The following is a 5,405-nucleotide window of genomic DNA, read 5'->3' as shown; positions in this document are numbered from 1 at the left end:
ACGGCGTAGATAAGTCTACATAATTACAGATTATGTTAGATTTTTAGTAGCGGTAAAACGCCACCTTCACGACAATAGATGTTTAATTGCATCCTATCCCTTAAAATTCCCGTACATCTACCTTGAATAAAAAAAAGGGTGATTATTTATGAAACTCTTTACCTGTCTGGCCCTGCTTGCACTGGTCTCAGGCTGCACAGGAATTCCTGAACACGTAAAACCAGTAACACCTTTTGACATTGAAAGGTATATGGGCAAGTGGTACGAAATTGCCCGACTGGATCACTCCTTCGAGCGAGGCCTGAGTCAGGTCACTGCTGAGTACACCTTACAACTGGACGGTACCGTAAAAGTGACCAACTCTGGCTACTCTGAAAAAGACGATGAATACCGTCGGGCAAGAGGCACAGCAAAGTTCGCTCGACAAAGTGGTGAGGGCTATTTAAAAGTCTCTTTCTTTGGCCCCTTTTATGGCTCTTATGTTATCTTCGAACTGGACCAGAAGGGTTACCAGTACGCCTTTGTTAGCGGTTTTAATAGGGGTTATCTATGGTTTCTGTCCCGAACCCCTGAAATAAGCCAGGAGTTAAAAGAACGGTTTATCCAACAATCCGATAAGCTTGGATTTGACACTGACCAGTTAATCTGGGTCAAACAGTGACAGTCAGAAACTGCATTGCAAGGGCTTGCGAATGCTCCTTACAACTTTCTCAATTTCTCGGCTGGAAATGTAACCACGTATCTCAGCCAACCCTCACCCAGCGCCCGGAATTCAACGACAATGGATTATCTCTCCATGTTCAACAGACTGGACGATCCAAGCCGAATGGCAAGATATTTCGATGCAAAGGGAGCTGCGTTAGCAGCTGCACCGTCCATATCATCCAGTTGGCCAGTGTCGCACGACTGATGTCGACATTCAACCGTTTAAGGATGGATACCTGGCCGTATCGGTATAGAGGCAGCCGTACTTCGGACGAAGTTCAATAACCCTGCCTCTTCGTGCCGGAACAATATCCAGTTTTTCGCCGGCTTCTTCGCCAAGAACATGGAGTTCACCACCACAACGTCATACTGTTTATTTTCTTCGGGAATACCACCGAGGCCGCCTCCAAAAGCGGACCGATTAAAGGCACTCTCATGTTGTGATGATTTAATATCAACGTCCAACGCTTGACAACCAATATAACGAACACGAAATCATTATTTTAACAAGCATATTGTTATACTCTAAAGATTTATTAAAAGGGTCAGCTAATTTTTTATCTAAATAGTTATTAAAAGGATCAGCTAAACTTTTGTCTAAATAGTTATTTTTCATTCGTTGTTTATAGTAAATCTCAGAATCGTAAGTTAACATATTTGAAACCAGACCTGCCCCACCACTACCTCCATCACCAAAATCTTTTTTAAAGTTAAAATCTCTATAGCTATGTTTATATTTTTTATCAGATGTCATGAAGACAGCTCTGATTGTATATTCAGAACCATTGATTTCTTCCATATAAATACAAATCATAGAACCATTCTTTGATTTAAATCCTATTTTCTTATATCTAATCCCAGACTTTAACGTAATATCAGCTTTTTTATCAAAATAAAACAAACTTTTGCCATCTTCCCCTTCAGCAACATGCTTGAATATAGGATCATTAACATTGATATAAAAGGGAATAACTGATCCAATTTTATTACTAGCCAACAGTTGGGACAAGTGAAATATAACACCCCAATTCATAGCAAACAAAAACAAAAATGGATTTTCAATTTGTGCTAAGTCAGGAGGTGATGAGAAAATACTTTCTCCATTTATTGTAACGTTATTAGTTTCCAAGTTAAAAGTAACAACTATGTGATCACCTGTCTCTGCTGCTCCCCTATAAGTCCAAAACCACTTCCTTTCAAAACCAGCACCAATGGCAGTTACGGAACAGAACATTAAAAACAAACACATTAGTTTTTCTTTCATTCGATTCGCCTATCTCTTGTCTTTTATACCTCCATGTAAGTTAGCTGACCTCCGGCAAAGCCGGAGGCTTATTCGGTGACGCCCTCAAAGGGTAAGGGCTTTTATTGCACCCCGGGGCGCGAGTCAAAACCAAGTTTTAGCTGAGCCCGTGTTTCATCATTTTTCTCCTGATTTCTGCTGAATTCTCGAGCCACATTTTGGTCAGGCTCTACTATGCTAACAAAATACCCTTGTACCCAGAAGTACTCCCCGGAAAAAGCCCTCTGCTTACCTTTGAAGTGTCTCGCAATAGCTATTACACAACTACCCTTCACATAACTAACAATACGGGAAACAGAATACTCCGGCGGAATGCGAACGCAAATATGAACGTGATCTCGCATCAAATACCCTCCCACAATTTCACTCCTTTTGCGTTTGGCAAGCTCATGAAAAAAATGTTCCCGGGAACTGGAAAATTTTTCAAACTTCCATAAACGACTTTTGCCGCTTTTTGGCAACAAAGGCAATGTGATACTTACAACCCCATCAAGTATGAGCCAGACTTTTGTAATCTGCCATAAATTAAACCTCTTGGTTCTTAGCAAAACCCTCGATGTCAGCTACCGAAGCCTCGGTATAACCTATGCCAGCCTCCACTGCATAGCCGTAGGTTCACCTTATGAATAATTAACTTTATGAATGCTCCAGAGTAGCAATATTATGAGCACAAGCCAGTATTGCTTGACTATTGTGTGCTGCATCACAACACAGCGTCTGCTTCAGTCGCCGAAGGTGGAGGGAGCTCAACTCGAATTAGCATGGCAGAGCTAGCGTCCACAACAAGAATGCCAGTTACCCGCCCCCCCTGCGCAAATCCATACCAGCACCACTGTCCTCCAGGTAGGCTTGTCATGTCACACCAACGGTCCCTGCAGCTAGTGAGCAGATCAGTGTTAGAGAAAGACGCGAACACGGAACACCTATCGCTACTGAATATCAAGTCGGAATCTTTAAAATATTCCGCTTAAGTATTGCGAAGTAGGTATTGTGGGTTTAGCGTTTACGGAGGTACACGGTCCCCGGGAAGACAGGTTATACATCCTGAATAAAAGACTAATAATTAAACAACCATTCATTGAGCCATCTAAGTGTCTCAGCATGAATTTTGCTGGTGGTTGCAAGTTCGGACTCTAAAAAGGTTAAGTCATCCAAGTCCCGGAGGTCAGTTTGACTTGAATCTACAAAGTCTAGCATTGGGATCAAAAGCTCGTGGGAGATTCGGTTTAAGTACTCAATGAGACCATTCACGAAAGGAAATTGCACAATGTATAATATATGAACATTTTTATAACCATACTTCATATAAATCTCATGAATGTCAGCCTCCCCTGAAATGCAAATCATTGACAATACTGAGAACAGAGTGAAAGCACGTATTGACCGAATGCACATAACTGCCGTCTGGTTAAAAAACAAGCAAAGTGGTGAGACGCCTGCCTCTGTTGGTCAGCAGTAAAACAGCAGTTGTCAAGACGGATATTTCAGAAACCAAGAAGAACAGGCATGAAGTATCATAACAGCTTTTCCAATAGTTGCTCAGGGTAATTTCCCCTCACCCGTTCCAGAGAGCCGTCGATCGTCATAATGGCGACTCCAGAACCAGAACGCTATCTTGCCGGACCAACTTGTTGTCATGATGTTCGCTCAACTTGCGGCGAGTCTCTGTTCACGATCTGGTCGAACCTCTGACGACTATGTCTGGAACTACGAGATGACCTGTCAGGGTGCACATTTTGTTGGCAGGATGAAGTCTTCTACTCTTGATGAAGTCCTTAGCACCCGCCCGAAGAGCAACAGAAGATTTCATCTTAAAAGATCAGATTATCAAACTCTCTTCTGAGAAGGGTAAAAAGGCCTGCCCAACGTATCTCTGACGGATCAAAACACTTCGATAGGAAGACGACAAAATCCTGATTTTTATCAGTAAAGACCTTGATCGGCATACACATCAGCTGGAGTTGTCCTGACTTTGTGCTTATCAGCCACGTGCAGTCCTGCAAAATACTCCTTGCAAAGCCAAACGATAGGGATGAATGTCGAAAGCTTAAGCGACATCATTCACCCTTTTTTTGGGTTTAAACATTCGAACAGCAGATATTTTTTTAAATTCGTTGATGTAGTGACGAGTTTTTTCCCAGTACTGTAAGCAAGCATATAGCTCACGTTTCGGTTGGAATTTGAGTGTCCAACACAATAGGGAAAGTTCACAGTCTCCAGATTTTTTTGTCATATTTAGCTGATCACATATAGACTGGATAAGGTTTTTGTATGGCTTTCGGTGCCTATATGTCGTTTATTTATGAAGCCAAAATATTACCCTATTACTTTAGAATACTAGTTACTCTAACTTTCACATTTTTAGATGTATGCCCCATCTGTATGGCGGGTACAGATATGGTTCCCCCCCCACCAACGCCCCCACCATCAGGAGGAGCATGCAACGGTAATGGTCGAGCCCCATACAACTGGCAACAGCGCTGGATCAGAGTTGGGGAACGAACATTTTATCTGCATGCCGAAGATGAAGAAATACTTCAGTTACTTTCGCAACAACTTGAGCAGCAGCGTAATGCAGGGGCGCTTCTCCCTGGTGGCATGAATTGGATTGCTAACCTTTATCCAAGTGAATGGATACCGCGACTAATAAGAAGACTGATGATACGCTATCCAAATGGAGTCACTATCTTTTCAGCCGGTGCCTGTTTTGCCGGAATGATAGCATATTGCAGATATAGAGGAATAAGTGGCCCGTTGAGTCCGTTACTACAAGGTGCAGGTTCAGCGGCTCTCGCACACATGATGTTTTTTGTAAATCTATGCCCTTCTTCATTGCAACGACCTTTAATAGTTGGTTCCGTAGGTGCCTCTGTAACTAATACGATTTGTAGAAATGCCCTTGCTTATCATCGCTCAATATTACAGTCACACAGGACTACAGTTCTATACCCCCAAGTTATTATTCTGGCAACACAGCAAGGTCAAAGTCAGATATTAAATTCTGATCAAGATATAATTGTACAAGCAAACGCAATCGATCCCGATGATGATCAGAATATTGATGATACGCAACATAGTTCGCTCCAAACTTCAAAAGGAGTACCGACAAACTGTCTGAGACGAGCATATCCTTGGCTCATGTCTCTTTTTTACCATCGATAATTGAATCTCAAGGAACATAACGAATCTCTAGAATCACTTCCTAAATATCATTTTAACTTCATTTACAAAAGATTTAAAAACTCCGGCTAAGTCGGTGGATGTGCGAAGCACCGGGAAGAACTGGTATTTTTTTAGTGCATCGTGAAAACCCACGTCCTATCGACATGGTCATGAATGGTTGCACGGCAAAATCATGAAAGTGCCTGCCCAGCAAGGACTTCAGCCAGATAGCGTG

4 protein-coding genes and 2 pseudogenes are annotated in these 5,405 nt (G+C 42.2%); 2 read left to right on the top strand and 4 right to left on the bottom strand.

Going from position 1 to position 5,405, the window contains the following annotated elements; translation table 11 throughout:
- Positions 1–148: 148 nt before the first annotated feature.
- A complete protein-coding gene (locus tag KDK19_RS02245) occupies positions 149–661 on the top strand; it encodes a lipocalin family protein (RefSeq protein WP_257282050.1) in 513 nt (170 codons plus the stop codon).
- A 139-nt stretch (positions 662–800) separates the two neighbouring features.
- On the opposite strand, the gene KDK19_RS24255 is transcribed toward KDK19_RS02245, so the two are convergent.
- From KDK19_RS24255 to tnpA, 4 genes and pseudogenes are all read right to left on the bottom strand, one after another.
- A complete protein-coding gene (locus KDK19_RS24255) occupies positions 801–965 on the bottom strand; it encodes a hypothetical protein (protein WP_368736429.1) in 165 nt (54 codons plus the stop codon).
- Positions 920–1,054 (bottom strand): annotated as a pseudogene (locus KDK19_RS24250) (hypothetical protein); the annotation flags it as partial. The pseudogene KDK19_RS24250 and the gene KDK19_RS24255, both read right to left, overlap by 46 nt.
- Before the next feature lie 105 nt (positions 1,055–1,159).
- Positions 1,160–1,969 (bottom strand): hypothetical protein, encoded by an 810-nt coding sequence (locus tag KDK19_RS02240; RefSeq protein ID WP_257291261.1) that lies wholly within the window; start codon positions 1,967–1,969, stop codon positions 1,160–1,162.
- Positions 1,970–2,070: 101 nt separating this feature from the next.
- Positions 2,071–2,479 (bottom strand): annotated as a pseudogene (gene tnpA / locus KDK19_RS02235) (IS200/IS605 family transposase).
- A gap of 1,800 nt (positions 2,480–4,279) precedes the next feature.
- Here tnpA and KDK19_RS02230 point away from each other — a divergent pair.
- Positions 4,280–5,170, top strand: a complete 891-nt coding sequence (locus tag KDK19_RS02230; RefSeq protein WP_257252628.1) for a hypothetical protein — start codon at positions 4,280–4,282, stop codon at positions 5,168–5,170.
- Positions 5,171–5,405 lie beyond the last annotated feature (235 nt).

It is taken from the genome of Endozoicomonas sp. ONNA1 (assembly GCF_024606325.1).
In the GTDB taxonomy this organism is placed as follows: Bacteria; Pseudomonadota; Gammaproteobacteria; order Pseudomonadales; family Endozoicomonadaceae; genus Endozoicomonas_A.
This window is presented reverse-complemented; position numbering and strand designations above follow the sequence as displayed.